23 protein-coding genes are annotated in these 25745 nt (G+C 72.5%); 7 read left to right on the top strand and 16 right to left on the bottom strand.

Annotated features, from left to right (window positions below):
- The first annotated feature begins 46 nt into the window (after nt 1-46).
- On the top strand, nt 47-448 hold the full coding sequence (locus tag NR112_RS08160) for a VOC family protein (protein WP_256793497.1): 402 nt from the start codon (nt 47-49) through the stop codon (nt 446-448).
- Between the two features lie 58 nt (nt 449-506).
- Here the strand turns inward: NR112_RS08160 and NR112_RS08155 are convergent, their stop codons facing one another.
- The 14 genes from NR112_RS08155 to NR112_RS08090 form a co-directional block, all read right to left on the bottom strand.
- Nucleotides 507-1022 (bottom strand): GNAT family N-acetyltransferase, encoded by a 516-nt coding sequence (locus NR112_RS08155; RefSeq protein ID WP_256793496.1) that lies wholly within the window; start codon nt 1020-1022, stop codon nt 507-509.
- Entirely contained in the window at nt 1019-1843 is an 825-nt protein-coding gene (locus NR112_RS08150) for a hypothetical protein (RefSeq protein WP_256793495.1), read from the bottom strand. Before NR112_RS08150 ends, NR112_RS08155 begins: the two co-directional genes overlap by 4 nt.
- Before the next feature lie 5 nt (nt 1844-1848).
- Entirely contained in the window at nt 1849-4347 is a 2499-nt protein-coding gene (pepN, locus tag NR112_RS08145; protein ID WP_256793494.1) for an aminopeptidase N, read from the bottom strand.
- Nucleotides 4348-4420: 73 nt separating this feature from the next.
- Complete coding sequence (htpX, locus tag NR112_RS08140) at nt 4421-5296, bottom strand: zinc metalloprotease HtpX (protein WP_256793493.1); 876 nt, start codon at nt 5294-5296, stop codon at nt 4421-4423.
- Between the two features lie 206 nt (nt 5297-5502).
- Nucleotides 5503-7086 (bottom strand): proton-conducting transporter membrane subunit, encoded by a 1584-nt coding sequence (locus NR112_RS08135; protein ID WP_256793492.1) that lies wholly within the window; start codon nt 7084-7086, stop codon nt 5503-5505.
- A complete protein-coding gene (locus NR112_RS08130) occupies nt 7083-8588 on the bottom strand; it encodes a NuoM family protein (RefSeq protein WP_256793491.1) in 1506 nt (501 codons plus the stop codon). The genes NR112_RS08135 and NR112_RS08130 overlap by 4 nt, the downstream gene beginning before the upstream one ends.
- Complete coding sequence (locus NR112_RS08125) at nt 8579-10492, bottom strand: NADH-quinone oxidoreductase subunit L (protein WP_256793490.1); 1914 nt, start codon at nt 10490-10492, stop codon at nt 8579-8581. Before NR112_RS08125 ends, NR112_RS08130 begins: the two co-directional genes overlap by 10 nt.
- On the bottom strand, nt 10489-10941 hold the full coding sequence (gene nuoK, locus NR112_RS22480) for an NADH-quinone oxidoreductase subunit NuoK (protein WP_306216927.1): 453 nt from the start codon (nt 10939-10941) through the stop codon (nt 10489-10491). The genes NR112_RS08125 and nuoK overlap by 4 nt, the downstream gene beginning before the upstream one ends.
- Nucleotides 10938-11513: an NADH-quinone oxidoreductase subunit J gene (locus NR112_RS08115; RefSeq protein ID WP_256793489.1), complete on the bottom strand. Its 576-nt coding sequence runs from the start codon at nt 11511-11513 to the stop codon at nt 10938-10940. Before NR112_RS08115 ends, nuoK begins: the two co-directional genes overlap by 4 nt.
- Nucleotides 11510-12412 carry an NADH-quinone oxidoreductase subunit I gene (locus NR112_RS08110; protein WP_256793488.1) on the bottom strand — a complete coding sequence of 301 codons (903 nt, stop codon included), beginning with the start codon at nt 12410-12412 and terminating at the stop codon, nt 11510-11512. The genes NR112_RS08115 and NR112_RS08110 overlap by 4 nt, the downstream gene beginning before the upstream one ends.
- Before the next feature lie 303 nt (nt 12413-12715).
- Complete coding sequence (gene nuoH / locus NR112_RS08105; protein ID WP_256793487.1) at nt 12716-13684, bottom strand: NADH-quinone oxidoreductase subunit NuoH; 969 nt, start codon at nt 13682-13684, stop codon at nt 12716-12718.
- Nucleotides 13681-14208: an NADH-quinone oxidoreductase subunit C gene (locus NR112_RS08100; protein ID WP_374511909.1), complete on the bottom strand. Its 528-nt coding sequence runs from the start codon at nt 14206-14208 to the stop codon at nt 13681-13683. The genes nuoH and NR112_RS08100 overlap by 4 nt, the downstream gene beginning before the upstream one ends.
- A complete protein-coding gene (locus NR112_RS08095; protein ID WP_306216979.1) occupies nt 14205-14771 on the bottom strand; it encodes an NADH-quinone oxidoreductase subunit B in 567 nt (188 codons plus the stop codon). Before NR112_RS08095 ends, NR112_RS08100 begins: the two co-directional genes overlap by 4 nt.
- 104 nt (nt 14772-14875) lie before the next feature.
- A complete protein-coding gene (locus NR112_RS08090) occupies nt 14876-15235 on the bottom strand; it encodes an NADH-quinone oxidoreductase subunit A (protein WP_256793484.1) in 360 nt (119 codons plus the stop codon).
- Nucleotides 15236-15442: 207 nt separating this feature from the next.
- Between NR112_RS08090 and NR112_RS08085 the strand changes: the two genes are divergently transcribed.
- The 4 genes from NR112_RS08085 to NR112_RS08070 are packed head-to-tail and all read left to right on the top strand — an operon-like array spanning nt 15443 to nt 21048.
- Nucleotides 15443-17341, top strand: a complete 1899-nt coding sequence (locus tag NR112_RS08085) for a 2-oxoacid:acceptor oxidoreductase subunit alpha (RefSeq protein WP_256793483.1) — start codon at nt 15443-15445, stop codon at nt 17339-17341.
- Entirely contained in the window at nt 17338-18444 is a 1107-nt protein-coding gene (locus tag NR112_RS08080; RefSeq protein ID WP_256793482.1) for a 2-oxoacid:ferredoxin oxidoreductase subunit beta, read from the top strand. Before NR112_RS08085 ends, NR112_RS08080 begins: the two co-directional genes overlap by 4 nt.
- Nucleotides 18441-19442, top strand: coding sequence for an EamA family transporter RarD (rarD, locus tag NR112_RS08075; protein ID WP_256793481.1), 1002 nt, complete (start codon nt 18441-18443; stop codon nt 19440-19442). The genes NR112_RS08080 and rarD overlap by 4 nt, the downstream gene beginning before the upstream one ends.
- 37 nt (nt 19443-19479) lie before the next feature.
- Nucleotides 19480-21048: an MFS transporter gene (locus NR112_RS08070; RefSeq protein ID WP_256793480.1), complete on the top strand. Its 1569-nt coding sequence runs from the start codon at nt 19480-19482 to the stop codon at nt 21046-21048.
- Nucleotides 21049-21075: 27 nt separating this feature from the next.
- On the opposite strand, the gene NR112_RS08065 is transcribed toward NR112_RS08070, so the two are convergent.
- Nucleotides 21076-22812 (bottom strand): sialidase family protein, encoded by a 1737-nt coding sequence (locus NR112_RS08065; protein ID WP_256793479.1) that lies wholly within the window; start codon nt 22810-22812, stop codon nt 21076-21078.
- Between the two features lie 126 nt (nt 22813-22938).
- Between NR112_RS08065 and NR112_RS08060 the strand changes: the two genes are divergently transcribed.
- Entirely contained in the window at nt 22939-24345 is a 1407-nt protein-coding gene (locus NR112_RS08060; protein ID WP_256793478.1) for an aspartate ammonia-lyase, read from the top strand.
- Nucleotides 24346-24396: 51 nt separating this feature from the next.
- Here NR112_RS08060 and NR112_RS22875 read toward each other — a convergent pair whose 3' ends face one another.
- On the bottom strand, nt 24397-25263 hold the full coding sequence (locus tag NR112_RS22875; protein ID WP_256793477.1) for a VOC family protein: 867 nt from the start codon (nt 25261-25263) through the stop codon (nt 24397-24399).
- A gap of 147 nt (nt 25264-25410) precedes the next feature.
- On the opposite strand from NR112_RS22875, the gene NR112_RS08050 reads away from it, so the two are divergent.
- On the top strand, nt 25411-25725 hold the full coding sequence (locus NR112_RS08050; protein WP_256793476.1) for a hypothetical protein: 315 nt from the start codon (nt 25411-25413) through the stop codon (nt 25723-25725).
- Nucleotides 25726-25745 lie beyond the last annotated feature (20 nt).

The raw sequence follows: 25745 nt of genomic DNA, 5'->3' as shown, positions 1-25745 counted from the left end.
CGATGGCGTATGCCGTCCCGGCCCTCGACGGCGTAGCGTCCCGTGCATGATCACAGCCGTTCACAACCTCGTGTACTCCGATGACGCACCGGCGACGCGCGCCTTCTTCCGCGACGTGCTCCAGTGGCCGTGCGTCACCGACGAGCCCGGCGCCGACGTCTCGGACGACGCGGCGTGGCTCATCTTCGGGACCGGCCCGAGCGAGCTCGGGGTGCATCCGACGCGCGGGCCGGAAGGGACGACGTGGTCGGCGCCGCGGCACCACGCGATCTCGCTCATGTGCGACGACCTGCGCTCGACGATGAACGAGCTCATCGCGCGCGGAGCGGAGTTCACGACCGAGCCCACGAACCAGCGCTACGGCCTCGTCGTCATGATGGCGGTCCCCGGAGCCGACGAGATCCAGCTCTACGAGCCGCGCCACGCGACCGCGTACGACCTGACCTAGGAGCGGTTCGTGGAGATCCTTCGGCATCGGGTGCCGGACGATCTCCACGAACCAGCGGTCAACGGAGAGTCTTGGCGTACCAGACCTCGGCGTAGTCGCCCTCGTTGAAGGCCGGCACCTCGACGTAGCCCTGCCGGCGGTAGAGCGCGCGGGCCTCGACGAGGTCGAGACGGGTGTCGAGCCGGACCGTCGTCGCACCGAGGTCGCGAGCGGCCTCCTCCACCGCGCCCAGCAGCGCCCCCGCGAGGCCGGTCCCGCGCGCCTCCGGCCGGACGAACATCCGCTTGAGCTCCGCGACGTCGGACCGGTCCGGGACGAGGCGCACACCGACGCAGCCGACGAGCCGTTCCCCCGACCGCGCGACGACGAAGTCACCCGTCGGCGGGGCGAGGTCGCCGCTCGGCATCTCAGCGAGGCTCTGCTCGATCTCCTCGGGCGTCGAGTCGCGGTCCTCGTGCAGCCGGAACCACCGGTCGCTGACGTCGACGAGGTAGTCACGCAGCAGGACGGCCGACTCCGCCGACGTGACGTCGGCCCGCTCGACGACCCACCCCGTGGGCGGCGTGCGACTCACTGCCGCGGCGGGGCCGTGATCGCCACCCCGTCGGCGATCACCTCGGTCATCAGGGCGACGAGGTCACGGCGACGACGACCGGGGTCGGTGGCATACGTCGACAGGTCGTCAGGACGCTCCCGCACCCGGAGGCCCTCCTCGACGATCTCACGGTGGTGGGGGTACGCCGCGCGTGCCCACCGGCCCGCCCCGGACTTCGACGTCGGCTGCCCGGTCACGAGCAGGTGGACGAGCCGCGGCGCCCCGAGAGCACCCCACTCGGCAGCCTGGGGCAGGGACGCCTCCCGCGGGTGGTGCTCCATCGCCTCGAGCTGCGAGCGCCAGAAGGTGTCGAGGTTCTCGCGGGTGGCGTCGTGCAGTGCGGCGTCGTCGCTCGCGATCGCGATGTCACGGACGTCCTTGCCGCGCACGGTGATCCCGTGGTCACGCAGCTCGCGCCACGTGATCTCCTTGAGGTCGCAGTGGGTGCCGACGTCGAACCACTGGTGCAGGACGCCGGGTCCTTCTGGCACGCCGCCCGGAGAACCGGCCAGGTCGCTCTCGATGACGTAGAAGCCGTCGTAGTCGGGCTCGGGCCAACGACGGGCGAGCTCGGCGTGGACCTCCCGCAGCACCTCGACGTCGGCCTCGGTGGGGCGGCGGCTCGTGACCGCGACGAAGTCGATGTCGCTGCCGGCGTGGAACTCCCCGCCGAAACCGAGCGACCCGTGCAGGTAGAGACCCTCGAGCAGCCCCGGCACGCGCTCGTCGAGGAGAGCGAGATGAGAGCCGCACACGTCGCGGACGACGTCCGGGAGCGCGTCGCGCGTCGGGACGCCCACCGTGATCAGACGGCCGCGCCGAACGTCGCCCGCGACGCGAGTGCCTCACGCAACTCGGCGTCGGCGTCGACGAGGGAGCGGTGGACCGCAGGGGTGAGATCGTCACGCGAGATGGCCGCGGCGCTGAGACGTGCCGTCTCGTCGTCGAAGATGCGCGGGAAGGCGACGAGGACGACGCGCGAGAGGGCGTCCTCCCCGACCCAGTCCGACATCGCCGGGACGTCGGTGAAGTAGCGCGGCACGTAGTCGGCGACGAGCGAGTCGTCGGGCGCGACCCAGAAGCCGCGGGCCAGGTGCACCATCTCGTAGTTGGAGCGGCCCTGGCGGCCGGTCAGCTGCTCCCACGCCCAGGCCTTGGCCTCCGCGTCGGGCAGGCTGGCCCGGCACATGAGGGCGTTGAGCCCGCCCTGCAGGGTGTCGTCCTTGGCGCGGAACGCCTCGACCTCCGCCACCCCGATGAGCCCGCGCGCCGAGAGGTTGCGCACGACGATCCAGCGGAAGTCACCGTCGTCCTCGAGCCCGGCCGGCAGGCCCTGACCGTCGGCCCAGGCGCGCAGCAGCGCCTCGTCGTCGCTCGTACCGGCGACGAGGCGGGCCGCGGCCAGCGACTCGGTCGTGCCGGCCGTGGCCCGTTCGAGCAGCCCCACCGCGGCCCGGTTGAGACGGGCCATGGCCGCCTCCTGCAGCTCGCGCGGCACGAAGTACGGGACCATCCGGTGCTCGGCGTAGGCCGCCACCCGGGTCAGGATCGAGGAGTTCGTCTCGAGCGGCCACGCGGCGTCGAAGACGTCGAGGAAGGCCTGGGGAGAGACCGTCGCCCCGTGCACCCCGTCGATGAGCGCGGACCACACGACGGCGCGGGCCTGCTCGTCGGGAATCTGGCCGAGCTGGGACGGCAGCGCGGCCACCGTGGCGTCGGACAGGCGTACGCGGGCCCACGTCAGGTCGGACGCGTTGGGCACGACGACGGTGGGCTCCGGCGTCCCCTCGAGCTCGGCGAGGGCGGTCTCGGGTCCCGTGACGGTGACCATGACACGACCGAGCTCGCGCCCGTCGGTCCACCCCGCGACGTCGAAGGCGTGCGGGCGGTCGGCCGGCCGGTCCGCCGGCGCCTCGCGGCGCACGACGGCCGACTCGACGACGCCGGCCTGCTCGTCGACGTCGACCGAGATCGTGTCGCGGTCGGCCGTCAGCAACCAGGCCCGCGACCAGGCCTCGAGGTCCTTGCCGCTCGCGGTCTCGATCGCGGCGAGGAAGTCGGCGAGCGTGCCGTTGCCGTAGGACTTGTCGTTGAGGTAGGCACGGACGCCGGCGATGAACTGGTCGTCACCGACGTACGCGATGAGCTGGCGCAGCGTGGCTGCGCCCTTGGCGTACGAGATGCCGTCGAAGTTCTGCAGCGCGCTCTGCGCGTCGAGCGCCTCGACGCCGGCGACGGGGTGGGTCGACGGGGAGCGCTCGGCGCCGTAGCCCCACACCTTGCGCACGATCGAGGAGTCGACCCAGGCGTCGGTGTACTCGGTCGCGTCGACGAGGCACCGGTGCGACATGTACTCGGCGAACGACTCGTTGAGCCAGAGGTCGTCCCACCACTTCATCGTCACGATGTCGCCGAACCACATGTGCGACATCTCGTGGCTGACGGTGTTGGCCCGGGTCAGCAGCTCGTCGCGCGTCGCGGCGCCGCGGTAGAGGTACTGGTCGCGGAAGGTCACGCAGCCGGGGTTCTCCATCGCGCCGGCGTTGAACTCCGGCACGAAGACCTGGTGGTACTCGCCGAACGGGTAGCGGATGCCGAAGAGCCCGTGGAAGTAGTCGAACGACCGCTTCGTCACGTCGAAGAGCTCGGCCGCGTGGCGCTCGAGGGGCTCGCGCAGCGAGGCCCGCGCGTGGAGGCCCAGCGGTATGCCGTCGTGCTCGTCGTGGACGGAGACGTAGGGCCCCGCGCACACCGTCATGAAGTACGTCGCGAGCGGCTTCGTCGTCGCGAGGCTCCACGTGCCGGCGCCGACCTCGGAGGCCGCACCGTTGCCGATGACCGTCCAGTCGAGGGGCGCGTGGACCGTGACGTCGTAGGGCGCCTTGAGGTCGGGCTGGTCGAAGCACGCGTAGACGCTCGGGGCGGCGTCGAGGAAGAGGTGGCCGTAGACGTAGTCGAGGTCGTCGGCGGGGTCGGTGGCCCGGTGCAGCCCCTGGCCGTCGTGGCTGTAGGCCATCGTCGCGGCCACGACGAGCTCGTTGTCGGCGGCCAGCCCCTCCAGCGGGAGGCGGCCGTCGACGACGTCGGCCGGGTCGAGCGACTCACCGTTGAGCGAGATCGTCTCGACCGAGCGGGCCTTGAGGTCGATCCACGAGCCCGCGCCGGTCTGGGCGCAGGAGAACCGGACGCTGGTGCGTGAGCCGAAGACCTCCGTCCCCTGGTCGAGATCGAGCTCGACGGCATACGACGTGACGGTGATCAGCGAGGATCGCTCGCGGGCTTCGGCCAGGGTGAGACTGCGCATAGGGGCGAGCCTGCCAGATCGACGGGCCCGCCGCCGCCGGGGTGGCCTCCCTCGTCGTGGTCCCCGGGCCCGGTCAGCGGTGGAGCGGACCGCCGGCCATGCTCTCGAGGCGCGCGATGCGCTGGTCCATCGGCGGGTGCGTCGAGAGGAACCGGGTGACGTCCTGCGCCCGGAACGGGCTCGCGATCATCATGTGGCTCGCGTTGACGATGTCCTGGGAGGGGGCGAGCGGTGCGCGCGCGACGCCGGACTCGAGCTTGCGCAGGGCCGAGGCGAGGGCGAGGGGGTCGCCGGTCAGCTTCGCACCGTCCTCGTCGGCGTCGTACTCGCGGGTGCGGCTGATCGCCATCTGGATCATCATCGCGGCCATCGGCGCGAGCAGGCTCATCGCGAGCAGCGCGAGCGGGTTGGGACGGTCCTCGTCGGAGCCACCGCCGCCGAACATGCTCGAGAACATGAGCATCTGGCCGATCGAGGTGATGACGCCGGCGACCGCGGCGGCGACCGAGCTGGTGAGGATGTCGCGGTTGTAGACGTGCATGAGCTCGTGACCGAGCACGCCGCGCAGCTCGCGCTCGTCGAGCAGGCCGAGGATGCCCTCGGTGCAGCAGACCGCTGCGTTCGACGGGTTGCGCCCCGTCGCGAAGGCGTTCGGCGCCTGGGTCGGGCTGATGTAGAGGCGCGGCATCGGCTTGCCGGCGGCCGTCGAGAGGTCGCGCACGATGCGGTACATCGCCGGCGCCTGCGCCTCGGAGACCGGGTAGGCGTGCATGGCCCGGATCGCGAGCTTGTCGCTGTTCCAGTAGCCGTAGAACGTCATCGCGACGCCGATGAGCGCGAAGAACCAGATGAAGCGCCCGCCACCGACGAGGGCGCCGATCCCGAGCAGGAGGGCCCAGATGCCGCCGAAGAGCGCGGCCGTCTTGAGCCCGTTGAAGTGGTTGTGCATGCCGGGTGAACGAGCGGCCCGCAACGCGTGTTCCCACGGGGAATCCCCTGAGCGACGCAGGAACCCTCCTCGTCGACCTCCGTGACCCAGATCCCCGTCGAGGAGGAGCCGAGCCCGGAGACCATCACGATGGCGGCGCACCGTCGGAGCCGCGCCCTGGCCCTCCGGCTGCGGCGACCTCGCGGCCCGCGGCCTCGGGGTCGCCGTCAGCCGAGGAGGCGCAGGAGCAGGTCGGGCTGGACGCTGACGACGACGAGGACCGCCGACGCGAGGACGAGCCCGGCGACCATGACCGGTCGCCGCCGCGCGACAGCGACCGGTGCGGGGGCTGCGCCCTCGGTGCCGGCACCGGCCACCACGTCGGGGGCGGTGATGACGGCACGCAGCCAGCGCAGGTAGACGGCGACGCCGATGACGGCGTTGACCGCTGCGACGACCGCGAGCCAGACCCAGCCCTCGGCGACGACCGGTCGCAGGGCGGTGATCTTGCCGACGAGGCCGATGATGCCGGGGGGCAGTCCCGCGAGGGAGGTCAGGGCCAGGGCGAGCGCGCCGGCCCGCCACGGGCTGCGCTGCCACAGACCCTCGTAGGCCGCGATGGACCGTCCCTCCCCGGGCTGGTCGCGCAGGGTGACCGCGACGACGGCGAAGGCGACGAGGGTCGCGACGACGTAGGTGAGCAGGTAGGTGGCACTGGCGCTGACGCCGAGCGCGGAGATGCTGACGAGCGGCAGCACGACCCACCCGGCCTGCGCGACCGTCGACCACGCGAGCAGACGCACGACGTCGTCCTGACGCAGCGCCATGACGTTGCCGAGCGTCATGCTCAGCGACGCGAGCAGCGCGATCGACACCAGGGCCGGCGTCCCGAGCGCGGCGACCGCGCGGAGCACGACGAGCAGCGCCGCGAGCGCCGCGATCTTGGAGACCGTCGCGAGGAAGGTCGCGACGGGCACCGACGAGCCGGCGTATGCCGTGGGCGTCCACGCGTGGAACGGCACGAGCGAGAGCTTGAAGCCGACCCCGGCGACGACGAGGACCGTCGCCAGCGCGACGACACCTCCGGAGACCGACGGGAAGACGACGGAGGTCGGGGCACCCGACGCGGCCGAGAACGCGCCACCGGAGGACAGCGCTGCGTCCGGGGTCAGGAACGGGCTCCCCGTCGCGGCGAACCACAGAGCCACGCCGAGCACGAGCAGGGCGAAGGAGACGAGGGACGTCACGAGCAGCTGGGTGGCGCCGGCCACGGCTGACCGGCGTCCGGAGAGGGCGACGAGCGCGATGACGGGCAGGGTCGCGAGCTCGAGGGCGACGAGCCACGTGCCGACGTCGCGGCTGGCGGCCACGACGATCGTGCCGGCGAGGGCCGCGAGGAGCAGCACGGCCTCGACCGGCTCACGGGTGCTGTCGGGCGGGCGCCGGCGGCGGGTGCGGGGCCAGGCCAGGGCGATGCAGACGACGGCCGAGACGGCGGCAGCGAGCTGGAGGGTGCTGCCGAGGGCGTCGGCCTGCCAGAGGCAGACCTGCGGCAACCCGTCGACCGTGGGCGCCGACGCACTCGCGGCGGTCCGGCCGGTCAGGCAGAACGTCTCGCGCGTCGTACCGCCGCCGAGCACGAGCCCGGGCACCGTGGCCACGGCTGCCCCGAGGGCGGCCAGGGCGGCGACGGCGTAGGGCACTCGGCGAAGGCGCGGGTTGACGAGGTCGGCGACGAGCACGAGCACGAGCCCGGCGACCGGCAGGAGCGCCGGCAGCAGGGTGGTGTAGTCGATGGCGAGGCCCGTCACCGCGAGACCCCCAGCCCGGAGAGCAGGCCGGACGTCGCGGCGTCCGAGAGGCCGAGGAGCAGGTGCGGGAGCAGGCCGAGCGTGACGATGACGACGACGAGCGTCATGACGACCGCCCAGCGGGCGCCACGGGCGTCCGCCACGGGCTCGCCCGCCGGCCCCTCGGCGGCGTCGCTGCCCTCCCCCGCCCAGACGATGCGGGCCACCCGGAGCGCGTAGGCCGCCGCGAGCGCGAGCCCCACGGCACCGAGCACGACACAGACGCGCAGGAGGGCGACGGGCCGGTCGGGCGCGGGGGACCACGCGGCATACAACGCCAGGAACTCACCCCAGAAGCTGACGAGACCGGGGAGCCCGAGCGCCGCCGCCAGGCCGACGACGAGCGCGAGGCCGAAGCGCGGAGCCTTGTCACGCAGCGCGGCCCGGGCGACGTGGAGGTCGGAGGAGCCCCACTGCTCCTTGAGGTCGCCGACGACGAAGAAGAGGAGGGCCGCGACGACACCGTGGGCGATGTTGCCGAAGAGCGCCGCCTGCAGACCCGTCTCGCTGCCCGACGCGATGGCGAGGGCGACGAAGCCCATGTGCGCGACCGAGCTGTAGGCGATCAGGCGCTTGAGGTCGCGCTCGACGAGGCAGGCGAGCCCTCCCCAGAGGATGCCGACGACGCCGAGGATCGCGAGGACCGGGCTCAGCTGCGCGACTCCTGCGGGCACCGTGCCGACCGCGAGCCGGACGATGCCGTAGGTGCCCATCTTGAGCAGGACGGCGGCGAGGAGCACGGAGCCCGCGGTGGGGGCGATGGTGTGCGCCGAGGGCAGCCACGTGTGCAGCGGCCACAGCGGCACCTTGATGCCGAGCCCGAGCAGCAGGATCGCGGCGATCGCGACCTGGAGCGGCCGGGACAGCCCGACGCCGTGGCGCTCGGCGAGAACGGTGAGGTCGCTCGTGCCCTGGTGGTGGACGAGGAAGAGGATGCCGACGAGCATCAGCGTCGAGCCGAGGACCGTGAAGAGCACGAACCGGCCCGCGGCGTCGGCGCGGGTCTCGTCGCGCACGTGGTCGTCACCGAAGCGGCGGACGAGCACCCACATCGGCACGAGGACGACCTCGAAGGCGATGAAGAAGAGGATCGCGTCGCGCGCCATGAACGTGGCGAGCGCCCCCGCCTCGACGAGCAGGATGCAGCCGAGGAAGGTCGACCCGGTGCCTCCCCTGGGGATCGGCCCGGACAGGGCGTGCGCGACGACGGCGACGGTGAGCAGCGCGGTGAGGAGCACGAGGGCTGCCGAGATGCCGTCGACGCCGAAGTGCCACCGGACGCCGAGCGAGCGGATCCACGGCACGTCGACCTCGTGGCGGCCCCAGACCACGACGACGGCGAGCACCGCTGTGGCGACGGTGGATCCGAGCGCGATGCCGCGTTCGACGGTGGACTCGCCAGGGATCGCGATGAGGGCGATCGCCGCGAGGAGCGGCAGCAGGAGCATGAGGGTCAGCGCCATGCGGCCACCCCCAGGACGGCGACGACCACGACGCCGACGAGCAGGCTGAGCAGCGACAGCGAGGGCACGGCGCGGTGGCTGCGCTCCCCCGCCCGGCCGGCCGCCCGGGCGACGACGGCGGCCGCCCGCGGGTAGGCGTCGACGACGTCACGGTCGAGCGCCACGACGAGACGCGCGACGGCCGTGACCGCCCGGCCGACGCCGACGTATGCCGTGTCGACGCCGAAGCCGCGCACCGCCGGCTCCCGGACTCGGCTCGGGACCCGGTCGGCGACGTCGAGCCGGCCGCGGTCGCTGACGGACCACACGGCATACGCGGCTCCGGCGACGAGCAGGACGGACAGCAGGGCGCTGAGGAGCCCGACGTGCACGCCACCGCGGAGGCCGACGAGGAAGAGGGTGCCGACGACGGTGAGGGCGGCGAGCACGGACACGACGAGCGCGGCCGGGAGCGTGATGGGGGCGTGGCCGTGGGCGTGGACGCGCTCGACCTCGGCGTCGTCGGCGCTGTCGCTGGCGGTCACGACGGCGACGTCCTCCTCGGCGACGACGGCGGGCTCGAGGTCGGGCAGCGCGCCCGTCTCGGCGACGGGCGTGTCGAGCAGCAGCCACGCGCGGGTGCAGTAGGCCGCGGTGAGGACGACGGTGACGAAGAGGGCGACGACGACGAGCCAGGCACGGAGACCGCCACCACTCGTCGCACCATCCAGCGCGGCGTCGATGACGGTGTCCTTGGTGAAGAAGCCGATGAGCGGCGGCACCCCGGCGAGCGCAGCCAGGCCGATCCCCATCGACCAGCGCAACGCGCCGGTCGGACGCAGTCGACCGCGCAGGGCGGCGACGGCGGTCGCGCCGGCGAGCACCGAGAGCCAGCCGGCCCCGAGGAAGAGCAGCGCCTTGAAGAAGGCGTGGCCGACGAGGTGCGCGATGCCCGCTCCGGGCCCGAGCTCCGCCGGTGCCGCGGCGAGCGCCGAGAGCATGATCGCGATCTGGCTCAGGGTCGAGTAGGCGAGCATCCGCTTGAGGTCGGTCTGCACGAGCGCGAGCAGTGCGGCGTAGACCATGGTCACGGCTGTCAGGACGGCGAGCAGGGTGCGCGCGCCGTCGTGACCGGCGTAGAGCGAGAAGAGGCGGGCGATGACGTACGTGCCGGCCGCGACCATCGTCGCCGCGTGGATGAGTGCTGACGCCGGGGTCGGGCCCTCCATCGCGTCGGGGAGCCAGTCGTGGAACGGCACGAGACCCGACTTGCCGGCGACGCCGATGACGACGCCGACGAGACCGATCGTGAGCAGCGTGCCGTCTCCGGTGGCCGTGAGGACCGCCATGAGGTCGGTCGACCGGGCCCGCACCGAGAGCGCGACGATGCCCACGACCATGGCGATGTCGGCGACCCGGGTGACGATGAAGGCCTTGTAGGCCGCTCGCCTCGCCGCGGCGCGCTCGCTGTCGTGCCCGATGAGCAGCCACGAGCACCAACCCATGACCTCCCAGCCGACGAGCATGAGCACGAGGTCGCCGGACTGGACGAGGAGCAGCATGCCGGCCGCGAAGAGCGAGACGGTTGCGGCGAACTGGCCGTAGCGGGGGTCGTCGCGGAGGTACCACGCGGTGAAGACCTGGATGCCGAGCACGACGAGCGCGACGACGAACGCCACGAGGCCCGAGACACGGTCGGAGAGCAGGTGCAGCGGCACGGAGAGGTCGCCGAGCGGGAGGCTGCCGACCGAATCGATGTCGGCCGTGCGCGACGGCGCGATCCACTGGATGAGTCCGAGCACGGCGACGTAGGCCGACACCGACACGGCGACGGCCGCCGCCAGCCCGCGCTGGCGCCGCGTGAGCAGCCCTGCGAGGGCAGCCAACGCCGGGAGCACGACGATCATCCGGACGATCCAGCTCATGCGAGGGCCTCCCCCGCTGCCGCCGGCTCACGGGTCGCGTCGCGCGGGTGGCCGTCCCGGTCGGCGGCGCGCGGGTCCTCGGCGTCGCCGGGGTCGCCGGCGTCGTCCGGGTCGTCCGGGTCGTCCGGCTCGTCCGGCTCGTCGTCGGTGAGGTCGGGAACCGCCGTGAGGTCGATGTGTCCCGTGCGGCGGAACATCACGAGGATGATCGCGAGCGCCACGGTGATCTCGGCGGCGGCGATCGTGATGACGAAGAGGGTGAGCACCGGACCGGCCGAGAGCGGTGCGCCGGGGCGGGACCCGGCCGTGACGAGCAGCAGGTTCGCGGCGTTGAGGATGAGCTCGACACCGATGAGGACGAGGACGGCGTTGCGGCGCGCGAGGACGCCGTAGACGCCGATGCCGGCCAGGAGTGCCGACAGGGCGGCCGGCAGCGAGAGGTGGATCATCCGCGACCGTCCGACCGTGCGCCCGCCGACACGGTGCCCGGGTGGCGGGCGCCGTCGCCGCCGTCACGGTGCAGGACCAGACGCGACACGGCGAAGGCACCGATGAGCGAAACGAGGAGCAGCACCGAGAGCAGCTCGAAGGGCCAGACCCACGTGCCGAAGACCGCCTGGGCCACCCGGGGCGTGGTCGTCGTCGGGGTGTCGAGGTCGGCCGTCGCACCGGAGAAGAGCGGGAGCAGGAGCGAGGCGAGCAGTGCGGTCGTCGCGGCGCCGAGGAGGGCACCGACCAGGCGCTGCCACCACGGGGTGTCGATCTCGGCGTGGGGACCGATCGGCGCGCGGGTCAGCATGAGCGCGAAGAGGACGAGCACGACGATGGCGCCGACGTAGACGAGCAGCTGGACGAGTCCGACGAGCTCCTGCCCGAGCACGAGGTAGGCACCCGCCAGCGAACCGAGGCAGACGAGCAGCCACAGCGCCGCGTGGACGACCTGCTTCGTCGTCACCGACAGCAGAGCCGACAGGGCCGTCACGGCGCCGACCGCGGTGAAGACGATGTCGCGGGTCGTCACTCGCTCCCCTCCTCGTCGGTCGACACCGTCGGCAGGACCTGGGTCGAGTCTCCCTGTGCCGCAGCCTGCTCCGCGGCCCGCTCGGCCTCAGCGCCGTCGGCGGGTGGAAGCGCCGAGGTCTGCTCGGAGGCCGCCGGGCCCTCGGTGCGCTCAGCAGCGGGCAGCGCAGCCGTGCGCTCGACCGCCGGCATGACCCGGGTCTGCTCGGCCGCTGCTGTCGTCGGCTCGGGGCTGGAGGCCGGCATGACCCCGGTCTGCTCGGCTGCGGGCGGGGCCGCCGTCTCGGGGGTCGTCTGCGGCGGGGTCGTGGCCTCCCGGCGTACCCGCGTCGGTCGGGGCGCGGCCCCGGCTCCACGCGTACCACCCGTGGGAGCGGCTGCTCCGGCGGACCCGCGGGCCGGCTTCGCGGCCGCCGTGACCTCGGCGGGGTCGGCGCTTCCCGGGTCGAGGGCAGGCGGCGCCGGGACGGTGGCCATCCAAGCGCCGAGGCGGTCCTTCTCGTGGAGCAGGTCGCGGATGTCGGTCTCGGCGTACTCGAACTCCGGGCTCCAGTGCAGCGCGTCGAACGGGCAGACCTCGATGCAGATGCCGCAGTACATGCAGAGCGAGAAGTCGATGGCGAAGCGGTCGAGGACGTTGCGCTGGCGGGCGCGGCCGCCGGGGGCCGTCGGCGGCAGCTCCTCCTTGTGCGAGTCGATGTAGATGCACCAGTCGGGGCACTCGCGCGCACAGAGCATGCACGAGGTGCAGTTCTCCTCGGTCAGCGCGATGACGCCGCGGGACCGGGGCGGGAGCGCGGGTGACACGTCGGGGTACTCGGCCGTGTGCGTGTGCCGGGTCAGCGACTTCGCCGTCGTCGCGAGTCCCTTGACGAGCCCGGGAATGATCCCGTCAGCCACGTGCGCTCACCTCTTCCTCTGCTCGCTCCCCGGCCGGGACCCCGACCCCGTCCCGGACCCCATCCTCCTCAACCGTCCAGAGGCCACGTGTGGCCCACTTCAGACCGTCGAGAGGCCACGTACGGCCCGCTCCCGCAGGTCGAGTGGCGCGGGCCTCGGCGGCCAGACGTGGCCACTCGAACCGCGCACGGCGGCCACTCGTGGCCTCTCGACGGTGAACGAAGGGCCGAACGTGGCCTTTCGACGGGGAGAGGGGGGCCGGACGTGGCCCTTCGACGGTTCGGACCCTGGGGACGGTGGGGGTCATGAAGTCATCACCACGCCGACGGCGGTCACTCCCAGCTGGACCAGGGCCAGCGGCACGAGCCACACCCAGGCGAGGCGCTGCAGCTGGTCCTCGCGCATGCGCGGCCACGACACGCGCAGCCAGATGACGACGACCGCGACGAGGAAGCCCTTGAGCACGGTCCAGAACCAGCCGAGCCACTGCTCGAACGGCCCTGACCAGCCGCCGAGGTAGAGCACGGCGAAGAGCAGCGACATGACGACGATGCCGGCGTACTCGGCGAGCAGGAAGAAGGCGAAGCGCAGGCCGGTGTACTCGGTGAAGGCGCCGAAGACGATCTCGGAGTCGGCGAGCGGCATGTCGAACGGCGGGCGCTGCAGCTCGGCGAGGGCCGCGACGAGGAAGACGACGGCGCCGGGCAGCTGCCAGAGCAGCCACCACGGGTTCCACGCCTCGGCGATCGAGACGAGCGACAGGCTGCCGGCGGCGAGGGCGACGGAGGCGACCGCGAGGACCATCGGCAGCTCGTAGGACACGAGCTGGGCGGCGGCGCGCATCGCGCCGAGCAGGGAGTACTTGTTCGCCGAGGCCCAGCCGGCCATCAGCGTGCCGATGATGCCGACGCCGATGACGGCCAGGACGAGCACGACGCTCGCGTCGACGGTCGCACCGACCACGGTCGGCGACAGCGGGATCACCGCGAGCGCGACGAGGTACGGGATGAGCGCGACGAAAGGGGCGAGGCAGAATACCCAGGGGTCGGCCCGGGCCGGCGTGATGTCCTCCTTCTGGACGAACTTCACGCCGTCGGCGACGAGCTGGGCCCACCCGTGGAAGCCTCCGGCATACATCGGCCCGAGCCGGCCCTGCATGTGTGCCATGACCTTGTGCTCGGTCTGGCCGACGAGCAGGGGCAGCACGAGGAAGGCCGCGAGCACCGCGACGGCGCGCAGCACGACCTCGAGCCACGGAGCGAGGTCGCTCATCGCGGTCCCCACTCCGGTCCGGGCACGCCGGGCGCCTGCACGCGCCGGCGACCGGGCGCGCGGGCGGAGTCGTGGCCCTCACCGGGCTCCTTGGCACCGGGCCAGGCCTTGGAGGCGCGGGCGGCGAGGACGAAGGACTTGCGCAGCGGGGTGCCCTCGAAGCCGTCGGGCAGCAGGAGCGGGCGCAGGCCGAGGCCGCTCCCGTCGTCGAAGCCGTCGAAGTCGATGCCGAACATCTCGTGCGTCTCGCGCTCGTGCCACGCAGCGCCGCGGAAGATCCCGGTCAGCGACGGGACCGGCAGACCCCCGGTGACGCGGGTGCGCAGCAGCACCGACCGCAGCGCGCCCGGCACGCGTGTGTCGAGCAGGTGACAGACGACGTCGAAGCCCGCGTCGTCGCCCTCGCGGTCGGTCTCGTCGACGGCCGTGAGCCAGTCGAAGTACGCGTAGCCCTCCTCACGGAGCGAGAGCACCGTGCCGGACCACTCCCCGAAGGGCACGTCGCGCACGTCGGTGACCCTCACCGTCCGCCCTCCCCCGGCTTCGCGCCACGGCGCAGGAGGGGACGGCGGACGTCACCCGCGCTGCCGACGCGCGTGCCGGCATACCTGCCCTTGAGCTTCTGCGTCGACAGGCGCTCGGCGGCGATCTGCTCCTGGAGGCGGATGATGCCGTGCAGCAGCGCCTCGGGGCGCGGCGGGCAGCCGGGGACGTAGACGTCGACGGGCACGATCTGGTCGACGCCCTTCGTCACGGAGTAGGAGTCCCAGTAGGGGCCGCCGGAGTTGGAGCAGGCGCCGAAGGAGATGACGTACTTCGGCTCGGGCATCTGGTCGTAGAGGCGGCGGATCGCCGGGGCCATCTTGTCGGTGACGGTGCCCGACACGACCATGAGGTCGGCCTGGCGCGGACCCGGCGCGAACGGGATGACGCCGAGGCGGATGAAGTCGTGGCGGCCCATCGAGGCGGCGATGAACTCGATGGCGCAGCAGGCGAGCCCGAAGTTGAAGACCCACAGGGAGTAGCGGCGGCCCCAGTTGAGGACGACCTTGATCGGCTTGGGCGCGTGGGCGCCGAGGACGCCCATCGTCGCCGGCCCCACGGTCGGCATCGGCAGGCTGACCGGCTGGCTGGCCGGTTGGTTGGCCGGTTGGCTGACCGGCTGGCTGACCGTGCTCGGGTTCTGCTCCATCACACCCACCTCAGCAGGCCGCGACGGCCGGCGTGGGCCAGACCGAGCACGATGACACCGATGAAGATGCCCACCTCGACGAGGCTCGCGCGGCCGAGGTCGGCGTCGCGGATGACGGTCGCCCAGGGAAACAGGTAGACCGCGTCGACGGCGAAGACGACGTAGAGGAAGGAGAAGACGAAGTAGCGGACCTTCGTCTGGGCCCAGCCCTCGCCGACCGGGTCGACACCGGACTCGTACGTCGCCAGCTTGGCCGCGTGCGGTGCGCGCGGTGCGAGGAGCCGTCGCACGAGCATCGCCGCCGTGACGAGCAGGACGCCCGCCCCCAGCACCGCTGCGACGGCCACGTACCCGGACATGACGGCCAGCCTATCCATGCCCGTACGCGAGTGGCGTGGTCCCCGGGGCCGGCTTGGCGCCGACGCCTGCGAGCCCGGACGCGGCGCGGCTGTCCACGTGATGGCAACCTGCGCAATTGTGCTCGGAGAGCGACATAGCATGGAAGTTGCCCGCCGCACAGGGCCCCGGGCCGTGAATCGTATGGAAGTTCGAGGACGTCGCAGAGCATGAGCGCCAAACTGGTCCAGAAGCTCGATCGCGTGGTCATCCGATTCGCCGGGGACTCCGGCGATGGCATGCAGCTCACCGGAGACCGCTTCACGTCGCAGACCGCACTGCTCGGCAACGACCTGTCGACCCTGCCGAACTTCCCCGCCGAGATCCGCGCGCCCCAGGGCACCCTGCCCGGCGTCTCGAGCTTCCAGCTGCACTTCGCCGACCACAACGTGCTGACACCCGGTGATGCCCCCGACGTCCTCGTCGCGATGAACCCCGCCGCCCTCAAGGCCAACCTGCGCGACCTGCCGCGTGGCGCAGCGATCATCGTCAACACCGACGAGTTCACCAAGCGCAACCTCTCCAAGGTCGGCTATCTCGAGAGCCCGCTCGACGACGGCTCGCTCGACAGCTACGACGTCCACCCGGTGGCCCTGACCTCGATCGCCGTCGAGGCCCTCGTGTCCTTCACCGACCTGACCCGCAAGGAGAAGGAGCGGGCGAAGAACATGTTCGCGCTCGGCCTGCTCTCGTGGCTCTACACCCGGCCCATGGACGGCACCGAGGCGTTCCTCAAGGCGAAGTTCGCCGACAAGCCGGAGATCCTCGAGGCCAACCTCGCTGCCCTGCGCGCGGGCTTCAACTACGGCGAGACCACCGAGGACTTCGCGGTCGCCTACGAGGTGGCCCCGGCCACGATGCCTGCGGGCACCTACCGCAACGTCACGGGCAACGTCGCGCTGTCGCTCGGCCTCGTCGCCGCTGCACACCGCGCACACCTGCCGCTCTTCCTCGGCAGCTACCCGATCACCCCCGCCTCCGACATCCTCCACACGCTCGCCGGGCTCAAGCGCTACGGCGTCGCGACGATGCAGGCCGAGGACGAGATCGCCGGCGTCGGCGCCGCCCTCGGTGCGAGCTTCGGCGGCGCGCTCGGTGTGACGACGACGTCGGGGCCCGGCCTCGCGCTCAAGGCCGAGACGATCGGGCTCGCCGTGTCGCTCGAACTGCCGCTCATCGTCTGCGACATCCAGCGCGGCGGCCCGTCGACCGGCCTGCCGACCAAGACCGAGCAGGCCGACCTGCTCCAGGCGCTCTTCGGCCGCAACGGCGAGTCGCCCGTGGCCGTCGTGGCGCCCGCGACGCCGGCCGACTGCTTCGACGTCGCCGTCGAGGCGGTGCGCATCGCGACGACGTACCGGACTCCCGTCATCGTCCTGTCCGACGGCTACCTGGCCAACGGCTCCGAGCCCTGGCGGCTGCCGCGCACGGCCGAGCTGCCCGACATCGCCGTGGAGTTCGCGACCGAGCCCAACGCCGTGGACGACAAGGGTCAGCCGACCTTCCATCCCTACCTCCGCGACCCCGAGACCCTCGCCCGGCCCTGGGCGATCCCGGGCACGCCGGGCCTCGAGCACCGGGTCGGGGGCATCGAGAAGGCCGACGTCACGGGCAACATCTCCTACGACCCCGACAACCACGACCACATGACTCGGCTGCGTCAGGCCAAGATCGACGGGATCGCCGACAGCATCGAGCCCCTCGTCGTCGACGACCCGACCGACGACGCCGACGTGCTCGTCCTCGGCTGGGGCTCGACCTTCGGTCCCATCGCCGCGGGCGTCCGCCTGGCGCGGGCCACCGGAGCCCGCGTCGCCCAGACGCACCTGCGCCACCTCAACCCCTTCCCCGCCAACACGGGCGACGTGCTCCGCTCCTACCAGCGGGTCATCGTGCCCGAGATGAACCTCGGTCAGCTCGCGATGCTGCTGCGGGCGAAGTACCTCGTCGACATCGAGTCGCACACGTCGGTGCGCGGCCTGCCGTTCCAGGCGGCCGAGCTCGCCGACGTCATCGCCACCGCTGTGGCGTCCGTCTCGGACGTGCCCCTGAAGGAGGCCGCCAAGTGACCACCGACCTGGGTATGCCGTCCAGCGGACCAGACGCCCCCGGTGCCCCCGGTGCCCCCGGTGCCCACGGCACCGCCGGCGTCCCGCTCCTCACCGACGGCACCGCGCTGACGAAGAAGGACTTCACGTCCGACCAGGAGGTGCGCTGGTGCCCCGGGTGCGGGGACTACGCGATCCTCGCGGCCGTGCAGGGCTTCCTGCCCGAGCTCGGGCTCAAGCGCGAGAACATCGTCTTCGTCTCGGGCATCGGGTGCAGCTCGCGCTTTCCCTACTACCTCGACACCTACGGCATGCACTCGATCCACGGGCGAGCGCCCGCCATCGCCACCGGGCTCGCGGCGACGCGCGAGGACCTCTCGGTCTGGGTCGTCACCGGCGACGGCGACGCCCTGTCGATCGGTGGCAACCACCTCATCCACGCGCTCCGCCGCAACGTCAACCTCAAGATCCTGCTCTTCAACAACGAGATCTACGGCCTCACCAAGGGGCAGTACTCCCCCACCTCGCACGTCGGCCAGGTGACGAAGTCGACCCCGCTGGGCTCGCTCGACACGCCCTTCAACCCCGTGTCGCTCGCGCTCGGCGCGGAGGCCAGCTTCGTGGCCCGCACGATGGACTCCGACCGCCAGCACCTGACGTCGGTGCTCCGCGCCGCGGCCGAGCACCGTGGGTCGGCGCTCGTGGAGATCTACCAGAACTGCCCCATCTTCAACGATGGCGTCTTCGACGTCCTCAAGGACCGCACCGAGGCGGCGGCCCGCATCCTGCACCTCGCCGACGGTGAGGAGGTCGGCACCGCCGAGACGGTCGTCGTGCGTGACGACCGCGGGTCGCTCGCCGTCGTGCCGCGCGCCGAGGCCGACCCGGCCCGCATCGTGCGCCACGACGCGTCGGCACCCGACCCGTCCGCGGCGTTCGCGCTCTCGCGGCTCGACAGCCCCGACCTCGGGCACGTCCCGATGGGGATCTTCCGCAACGTCCAGCGCCCGACCTACGACGACTCCCTGCGCGAGCAGATCGCCTCGGCCCGCACGGGTGAGGTTACCGACGCCGACATCGACGCCCTGCTCGCCGGTCGGGACACCTGGACCGTGGGGGCGTGACCGCCCGGGAGACCGCTCCGTCCGTCGCGCCCCACGATTCCGGCCCGCGCGGGACCGGGTCGACCGCACCCCACGGCGAGGTCGGGCGGGGCACCCTGCTCGGCTTCGCGGCATACGGCCTCTGGGGGCTCTTCCCGCTCTACTTCGACGCGCTCAAGCCTGCCGGGCCGTGGGAGATCCTCGCCCACCGCATCCTCTGGACGCTGCTCTTCTGCGTCATCGTGCTCCTCGTCGTGCGCGACCTCGGCTGGATCAGGCCACTGCTGCGACGGCCTCGGCTGCTCGCCGGCACCGCGGTGGCGGCGGTGCTCATCGCGGTCAACTGGGTCGTCTACGTCGCGGCCGTGACCTCGGGCAACACCTCCGAGGCCGCGCTCGGCTACTTCCTCAACCCCCTCGTCACGGTGGCCCTCGGCGTCGTCGTGCTCGGTGAGCGCCTCCGCGTGCTGCAGTGGGTGGCCGTCGGCATCGGTGTCGTGGCCGGCGTCTACCTCGGGATCTCCGGCGGACGCGTGCCGTGGGTCGCCCTGACGCTCGCCGTGTCCTTCGCGCTCTACGGGTTGACGAAGAAGAAGGTCGGCGTCAGCCTCGACGCGATCCACGGCCTCACGGTCGAGACCGTCGTGCTGGCCCCCGTCGCCGTGGTGCTGCTCGTCGTCGTCGGCGCGCAGGGCGACCTCCAGTTCGGCCTGCACGGCGGCGTGCACACGTCGCTGCTCGTCCTCTCCGGACTGGTCACCGCGGTGCCCCTGCTGTGCTTCGCCGCCGCCGCGCGCCGTATCCCGCTCGTGTCGATCGGACTCATCCAGTTCATCACCCCGGTCATGCAGCTGCTCTGCGCGGTGGTCCTGCTCGACGAGCACATGCCGCCCGAGCGGTGGATCGGCTTCGGCATCGTCTGGCTCGCCCTCATCGTGCTCACCGTCGACTCGCTCCTCAGCCTGCGTGGCGCCCGGGCCGCGCGACGCGACCTGCCCGTCGACGACTGCCCGCGCTGAGGAGCCCTCGCCGTACCCGCGGTGACAGACTGCCGGTGTGAGCGACGTCGTCCTGGGTTCTCGCACCGGTCGGTTCGTCATCGCCGCTGCCGTGCTCGGCTCGGGGATGGCGCTGCTCGACGGGACCGTCGTCAACGTCGCCCTCGTCCGGATCGGCGAGGAGCTCGGCGCGAGCCTCGCGGAGCTGCAGTGGATCACGAACGGCTACCTCCTCGCGCTCGCCTCGCTCATCCTCCTCGGCGGCTCGCTCGGTGACCGCTTCGGCCGCCGGCGCGTCTTCGTCATCGGGGTCGTGTGGTTCACGCTGGCCTCCGCCGCGTGCGGGCTCGCGCAGTCACCCGTCCAGCTCATCGTCGCCCGGGTGCTCCAGGGCGTGGGGGGAGCACTGCTGACGCCGGGCAGCCTCTCGATGATCCAGGCGTCCTTCCGACCCGACGACCGCGGCAAGGCCATCGGCACATGGTCCGGACTCGGCGGCGTCGCCTCTGCCCTCGGGCCTTTCGTCGGCGGGTGGCTCGTGCAGTACGCGAGCTGGCGCTGGGCCTTCCTCGTCAACCTGCCCCTCGGCGCCGCGACCGTCTGGATCGCGCAGCTGCACGTCCCCGAGACGAGGGACGAGCGTGCCGACCACCACTTCGACGTGACCGGCGCGGTGCTGGCGACGCTCGCCCTGGGGACGACGACCTTCGCGCTGATCCAGCACGAGACGCTCGGAGCAGCGGCGGCCATCGGGGTCGGGCTCGTCGGCCTCGCGATCGGCGCGGCGTTCGTCGTCGTCGAGCGCCGCACCTCGCACCCCATGGTCCCGCCCGCCCTCTTCGCGTCGCGCCAGTTCAGCGCGGCCAACGCGATGACCCTGCTCGTGTACGCCGCCCTCGGCGCCGTGTTCTTCTTCCTCACGCTCCAGCTCCAGACCGTCCTCGGCTACGGTCCGTTGCTCGCCGGGATGGCCTCGCTGCCGATCACCGTGCTCATGCTGCTCCTCGCCGCCCGGGGCGGTGCGCTCGCCTCCCGCATCGGGCCACGCCTGCCGATGACGGTCGGCCCTGTCGTGTGCGCCGTCGGCGCCCTCATGCTGTCTGGGGTCGGCGCCGGCTCGACCTACTGGACCGGCGTCCTGCCCGGCATCTCCGTCTTCGGCCTCGGGCTCACCCTGCTCGTCGCGCCCCTGACGGCGACGGTCCTCGCCGCGGCTCCTGACCGTTATGCCGGCGTCGCGAGCGGGGTCAACAACGCCGTCGCCCGCGCGGGCAGCCTTCTCGCCGTCGCCGCGCTGCCGGCCGTCGTCGGGCTCAGCGGCTCGGACTACGCCGTCCCCGAGGCCTTCTCGTCGGCGTATCGAACCGCGATGCTCCTGTGCGCCGGCCTGCTCGCCGCCGGCGGCGTCGTGTCATGGCTGCTCATCCACAACCCCTCACCCGAGCCGTCCGGCACCGACGAGACGGGTGCCGAGCGGCTGGGGCGCGAGGACGCACCGGGTGCGACACGGCATACGCGGGCCGTCCCGGCCGGGTGGTCGTGCGCCGGCTCCGAGGGGTGCCCGGGGACGGCGCACCACCACGACGAGGACCTGCCCGCGCTGGGCGGGACACCGACCGGGCGCTGACGGAGCTCAGCCCGGCCGCTTGGACCGTCACGGTGTCGGGTCCGCCCAGCTGCCGCCACGGATGTCGCTGTTGCCGAAGGTCGCCGGGCACGCCGCCAGGACGTTGGGCGGTGAGATGGGGCTCGCCGTGTAGAGCGAGGCCCGGTAGGAGTCGATCGCCGGGCAGTCGGCGGCATTCGCCGCGTCGTTCCAGACGCCGACCACGCCGTCGCGGGTCGCGGCTGCGTAGACGTAGTCGCCGAGGAACTCGGCTGTCAGCCCGTTCTGGCTCGTCCCGCGCGGGTCACCGACGGCGCTGCGGTCCAGTGAGGACCACCCGCTCGGGACCCCCGCCACGATGTCGGCGTGCCAGACCTGGCCGACGAGACCGCGGGCCGACGTCGTGTCGTGCCGGTAGGGCGTCGTGAAGGCGTTGTCGACGACGTAGAGGTCGGTGCCGTCGGGCGACATCGCCGGCGCCGTGTAGACGGGCCGGTCCCCCGTCGGCAGCGCGAGCGCGGCCGGAGCGGTCCAGCTGGCGCCCGCCGTGGTGGAGCTCGTCCAGAGCAGCTGCTCGTGGTCGAGCCCCGAGGCACCGTCGGCCCAGGTCATGACGATCTGGTTGGTGGCTCCGGCACCGCTCGGGGCACCGTTGGCGATGTCGACGCTCGGGCCCGCCGCGAGGTCGACGCGAGCTCCCGCGATCCCGTCCATGGTCGGCCGACCGAGCACGGGGTCGATGACACCGGGCTCGGTGACCGGAGCGACGGCCGTCGGGCCCGCCCAGTGGGCGCCCCCGTCCGTGGATCGGTACATGAGCTGGAGGTCGGTGCCCCGACGCCTGCCGACACCGAAGACGTAGACGTTGCCGTGGCTGTCCGTCCGCACCGTGCAGCCGTCCGGCTGCCCGTTGATCCCGTTGTCGGTCGCGGGCCCGACCTGCTTGGTCGTCCAGGAGTCCCCGCCGTCCGTCGACCGCGCGACGATGAGCGGCGTCGGGAGGGCGTTGCCGTGGCTGTTGCTCCGGAACGAGGCCCAGCAGACGTAGACGTGGCCGAAGAACCGGCTCGACTCGGCGTTGTCGGCCCACACCTGCTCCTTGTCGGAGAAGGTCGTCGACGACTGCTTGGAGATGATCACCGGGGCCTTCCATGCCGTGGCGTCATCCGCGGCGGCGGCGCGCGGGTCGTCGGTCCTCGACACCGCGATGGCCTCGAAGCCCTTGAAGGTCGCGGACTCCTTGTCGGCCGAGACGTTCGAGGTGAGGTTCGCGTAGTAGAGGCGCGAGCCGTTGGTCCACGAGAACGTCCCGTCCGACGCCCGACGCGGACCGAAGGCGACCGCCGGGTCGCCGTCCGAGACGAGCCCCTTGGCGGCGTAGCCGGGGAGGGTGCCGATGGGTCCGGGGTGCGCGGTGCAGGCCGCGGGCCCGAGGCAGTCGCGGCCGGTCAGGCCGGTGTAGGTCGGCTGGGTCCATCCGCTGCCGCCGTCGAACGAGAAGTAGACGCCGGAGACACCCACGCCGTCCGTGAAGGGGCAGGTGGTCGGGTCCCCGGCCGCGCACGACTCGTCGTCGATCTCGTCGTTCGCCCCGGCGACGACGACGCTCGGCTCGTGGGCGTCGATCGCGACGGCGGGCTCGTTCTGCTTGTTCTGCGAGAAGGGTGTGGGCGGACTGGCGACGTTGACGATGACGTCCGTCGGGGCGGCGACCGCGACCGCGGCTCCGGCGAGGGCGGTCGCGGCGGACACGATGCACGCGGTGAGAACTCGACGGTGAGCCATGGCCTCTCCTCAGGGTGGTACGTCAAAGGATCGCGTCGGCGCGCGCACCGTCCAGCGTGCGCCCGCGACCCCGCCCACGACAAGGTCTACGGCGGATCTCCTCGCCGAGCCGTGGATGATGGGTACATGAGCGACGTGTCAGCGCAAGGCTTCCGGACCGAGCACGACTCGATGGGCGAGGTGCAGGTGCCCGCCGACGCCCTGTGGGGCGCGCAGACGGCCCGGGCCGTCGAGAACTTCCCGATCAGCGGGCAGCCGGTGCCACCGGGCGTCGTCCACGCCCTCGCCCGGCTCAAGGCCGCTGCCGCCGACGTCAACGCCGAGCTCGGGGTCCTCGACGCCGACCGGGCCGAAGCCATCGCGGCGGCGGCGGCCGAGGTCGCGGACGGCGACCACGACGGCGAGTTTCCCGTCGACGTCTTCCAGACCGGCTCCGGCACGTCGACGAACATGAACGTCAACGAGGTCGTGGCACGGATCGCGCACCTCGCGAGCGACCTCGACGTGCACCCCAACGACCACGTCAACGCCGGCCAGTCGAGCAACGACACGTTCCCCAGCGCGCTGCGCATCGCGGCGACGACGGCGAGCGTCCTCGACCTCGTCCCGGCGCTCGAGCACCTCGCGTTCGCCCTGGGCCGCAAGGAGGCCGAGTTCGCCGACGTCGTCAAGGCCGGCCGCACCCACCTCATGGACGCCGTGCCGGTGACGCTCGGGCAGGAGTTCGGCGGCTACCGGCGACAGGTCGAGCTCGGGGCCAGCAGGGTGCGCAGGGCCGCGGAGGCGACGAGCGAGCTGCCCCTCGGTGGCACGGCCGCCGGGACCGGTCTCAACGCGGCACCGGGCTTTGCCCGCAAGGTGATCGAGCGCGTGTCGGGGGTCACCGGCATCCCGTTCCGCGAGGCCGCGAACCACTTCGAGGCGCAGTCGGCGCAGGACGCGGTCGTCGAGCTGTCCGGGGCGCTCAAGGTCGTGGCCGTGAGCCTGACGAAGATCTGCAACGACCTGCGCTGGATGAGCTCCGGACCCCGCACCGGCCTCGGCGAGATCCACCTGCCCGACCTGCAGCCCGGGTCGAGCATCATGCCCGGCAAGGTGAACCCCGTCGTGCCCGAGGCGACCCTGATGGCGTGCGCGCAGGTCATCGGCAACGACGTCACCATCACGACAGCCGGCGCTGCGGGCAACTTCGAGCTCAACGTCATGCTGCCGGTCATGGCCAAGAACGTCCTCGAGTCGATCAGGCTGCTCGCCTCGACGAGCCGCCTGCTCGCCGACCGGTGCGTCGAGGGCATCACGGCCGAGGTCGAGCACGCGCGGGCCCTCGCCGAGGGCTCACCCTCGATCGTCACGCCGCTCAACCGCTACCTCGGCTACGAGGCCGCGGCCGCGGTCGTCAAGCAGGCGGTCAAGGAGCGACGCACGATCCGCGACATCGTCATCGAGCAGGGGCACGTGGCCGACGGGACGCTCACCGAGCAGCAGCTCGACGAGGCCCTCGACGTCCTCTCGATGACCCGGCCCGACGCCTGACGGCGCACCCGCACCGAGGGCGTATGCCGTCGGGCCGGGTCGGCGCACACGTCAGCCGAGGAACTGGCTGACGGTGAAGACGGCGCCCTGCGGGTCGCAGACGACAGCGGTGCGCGTCCAGTCGCTGTCGCCGGTGCGGACGACGGACCCGCCGAGCCGCACGACCCGGTCGGCCGCCGCGTCGCGCTCGGCGACGGTGAACGTCACGTGCCACCCCGGCTCGGCGTCCGGCGCGACGGGCACGACCCAGCCGATCGCGTCGGCGAAGCCCGGCGGCACCGTGGCCCCCGACTGCCGCTCGTGGATGCCCGGGTCGGTGGTGGAGGCGAGGTGGTCGCCGTAGCCGGGCACCCGGATCATCGTGGCGAAGCCGACGTCGGCGAACTCCCAGCCGAAGGCGCGGGTGTAGAACTGCTGTGCGGCTGCCGGCTCGTCGGTGTGCAGGTCGCTGAAGTTCCACGCCCCCGGGACGTTGGTCACCTGCGAGCCCAGCCGCCGCCTGGCCTCCCAGAGGCGCACCTCGAGCCCCTGCGGGTCACGCACGACCACCGACCGACCGCCCTCGCCGGCCGCCGTCGGTGGCTGGACCACCGCTCCCCCGGCCTCCTCGACGCGGCCGGTCGCGGCCACTGCGTCGTCGACCGCGACGTAGGTGTGCCACCGGGCTGCACCACCACCGCCACCACTACCGGCGTCCTGTGCCGCGGGTGCCGCGGGTGTCGACGGGCCGCCGAGCCCACCGACGTCCTGGCCGTCGAGGCGGGCGATGAGGTAGCGGAACGGCACGCCCGGCGGCGTGGCCTCGTCGAAGGTCCAGCCGAAGAGGCCGCTGTAGAAGTCCGCGGCGGCATCGACATCAGCCTGCTCGGTGTCGACCCACGAGGTCACTCCCTCGGGGTAGGTCCTCTGCTCGGTCACGGCATCCTCCTCGGCGTCGGTGTGCGTCGCTCCCCACCGTAGGTGGGGCCGCCGACAGCGGTCGACGCACGCCGACGGTCATCAGCAGGTGTCGCCGAGCGGGACCGCAGACCCCGCAGGCCGGCCCGTGCGGACTACCGTCGGTGGATGACCCTGGACGACGTCGACGCGTACCTCCGGACGCTCGAGGGGGTCCGTGCCAGACGCACCGACGGACGCCGCGCGTGGTACGTCGACGGGCTTCTCGTGGCCCGTGCCGACACTGCCGGCACGCTGCTCGTCCGCCTCGGCGGCCGCGACCGCGAGCGGCTCGTCAGCGCCCACCCCGACACCTTCGGCGTGCCGCCCCGGTGGGAGGCGCACGCCAAGCTGCAGGCCGACCTCGCGGGCGACGACGACGCGCTCCGGCACTCGCTGCGCCTCGCCTGGGAACGACAGCGCTCGGCTCGCGCCGGCAGCTGAGCAGGCACACGGCATACGCC

Source organism: Terrabacter sp. Ter38 (assembly GCF_024519435.1).
GTDB lineage: Bacteria > Actinomycetota > Actinomycetes > Actinomycetales > Dermatophilaceae > Terrabacter.
Note: the sequence above shows the minus strand (reverse complement) of the source record. Positions and strands in the feature narration are given on the sequence as shown.

Coding starts and splice junctions, on each gene's coding strand:
- pepN (WP_256793494.1), bottom strand. CDS start 4,347: ATGCGCAGTCTCACCCTGGCCGAAGCCCGCGAGCGATCCTCGCTGATC.
- NR112_RS08160 (WP_256793497.1), top strand. CDS start 47: ATGATCACAGCCGTTCACAACCTCGTGTACTCCGATGACGCACCGGCG.
- htpX (WP_256793493.1), bottom strand. CDS start 5,296: ATGCACAACCACTTCAACGGGCTCAAGACGGCCGCGCTCTTCGGCGGC.
- nuoK (WP_306216927.1), bottom strand. CDS start 10,941: ATGATCCACCTCTCGCTGCCGGCCGCCCTGTCGGCACTCCTGGCCGGC.
- NR112_RS08130 (WP_256793491.1), bottom strand. CDS start 8,588: ATGGCGCTGACCCTCATGCTCCTGCTGCCGCTCCTCGCGGCGATCGCC.
- NR112_RS08090 (WP_256793484.1), bottom strand. CDS start 15,235: ATGTCCGGGTACGTGGCCGTCGCAGCGGTGCTGGGGGCGGGCGTCCTG.
- NR112_RS08065 (WP_256793479.1), bottom strand. CDS start 22,812: ATGGCTCACCGTCGAGTTCTCACCGCGTGCATCGTGTCCGCCGCGACC.
- nuoH (WP_256793487.1), bottom strand. CDS start 13,684: ATGAGCGACCTCGCTCCGTGGCTCGAGGTCGTGCTGCGCGCCGTCGCG.
- NR112_RS08085 (WP_256793483.1), top strand. CDS start 15,443: ATGAGCGCCAAACTGGTCCAGAAGCTCGATCGCGTGGTCATCCGATTC.
- NR112_RS08125 (WP_256793490.1), bottom strand. CDS start 10,492: ATGAGCTGGATCGTCCGGATGATCGTCGTGCTCCCGGCGTTGGCTGCC.
- NR112_RS08095 (WP_306216979.1), bottom strand. CDS start 14,771: ATGGGCGTCCTCGGCGCCCACGCGCCCAAGCCGATCAAGGTCGTCCTC.
- NR112_RS08060 (WP_256793478.1), top strand. CDS start 22,939: ATGAGCGACGTGTCAGCGCAAGGCTTCCGGACCGAGCACGACTCGATG.
- NR112_RS08050 (WP_256793476.1), top strand. CDS start 25,411: ATGACCCTGGACGACGTCGACGCGTACCTCCGGACGCTCGAGGGGGTC.